Consider the following 1354-nt stretch of genomic DNA (forward strand, 5'->3'; position numbering starts at 1 on the left):
AAAAAAAAGTTTTTTTAACCCTCCGCATCCTCGTTGAGTCGGAACACTCAATTATTTGACAGTCCAGAGGGTTTTCATTCATGACAACTACGGCCAGGGCTGGTTAGGTGGGGGTGATAATCTTCTAATTGAGAATTCCGTATTTGTTAACAATGGTTGGAAAGCGCCTAACTTGAGTCACAATATATATATTAGTAAGAGTGGCATTAACGAAACTATCAGAAACAATTGGGTGTATCAAAGCACGATGATCGGGGGTGAGTGCCGCGGGGCATCACTAGTGGTGCATGGCGCTAATACCAACCTGCTGATTGAAAATAACGTGATCTGGGAAGACCCTGATGCAGTGCATGCATCTTGCTGGGGAATCGCTGTCGATAACGGTTATGGCGGGCTCCCGGAGGAGTTCCCAGGTTTAAGGATTCGAGGAAATACAGTGGTAAACGTCGGCAATGTGGGAATCGGATGCGCCGTTTGCCAGGATGTTGTCATAGAGGACAATACCGTTGTGCATCAGGCATCATCACATGGTGCAAATGTTATAAGAGTTCCTAATCGGGATGAAAATTCCTATCCTGATCTGCCGCAGTCAGATAATGTTACCGTCAGAAATAATACCGTTTTGTACGATTCGCCGCTTCCCGGCGTAGGGGTAAGGTTGGGTGATGGTGACGGTTCCAATTATACCTCCACAGGCAATCGAATTTACTACACGCCAGGCTCGGGTATGGTTGCAGGTTGCGAATCCTATAACGGCGGGGATTCGATCACTGAATCAGGAGGCATTTGTCAAAATAGCATTCCACAAAACTTGCTGGATGATGCGTTAGCAAAGACCAAGATACCCGAAGTTTAACAATCTTTACAGCTTCATCTCCTATTCAACGCTTAGAACCGCTGTTCCATAATAGCATCAATGAACAGGTTTACCTCCTTCTGTACCTTTTTTGGTTTCGTATTATGAGGAAAGTGTTCAAGCTCAAGATCTACCACATGCCTGGCATTATTAGCACCATCAAGTAATGACGACTGCGCGTCAATCCACCATTGTGTGTCTTCAACTATTCCTGCCTCATGCTTTCTAAAATGATATAAATTTCTACCTGTAAACATTAACACAGGCATATCTGCTGGAATTTTTTTCCCCCGAATAAGGTCATTATTATTATCGTATTGGGTTGCCTCGATTTTTCCAACCTCATTTGGACTGGTAATTTCTGGATTCCACCGTTTAAAGTATTGCTCTTTTTCTTCAGCAGACCAATTTTCTCGTACATAACTAAACCAATCTTCATGAGGATGATCAAGAAAAATTAAACCTGCAACTTCGTCCGGGTATTGATATGTATAATAA

General features: G+C 43.1%; 2 protein-coding genes. One reads left to right on the forward strand and one right to left on the reverse strand.

Going from position 1 to position 1354, the window contains the following annotated elements:
* The first annotated feature begins 283 nt into the window (after nucleotides 1-283).
* Entirely contained in the window at nucleotides 284-856 is a 573-nt protein-coding gene (locus tag KDK19_RS08655; protein WP_368736452.1) for a hypothetical protein, read from the forward strand.
* 32 nt (nucleotides 857-888) lie between these two features.
* Here KDK19_RS08655 and KDK19_RS08660 read toward each other — a convergent pair.
* Nucleotides 889-1354, reverse strand: a 466-nt coding sequence (locus tag KDK19_RS08660) for a hypothetical protein (RefSeq protein WP_257291745.1), incomplete at its 5' end; no start/stop codon positions are given.

This window comes from Endozoicomonas sp. ONNA1, from assembly GCF_024606325.1.
Classification (GTDB): Bacteria; Pseudomonadota; Gammaproteobacteria; order Pseudomonadales; family Endozoicomonadaceae; genus Endozoicomonas_A.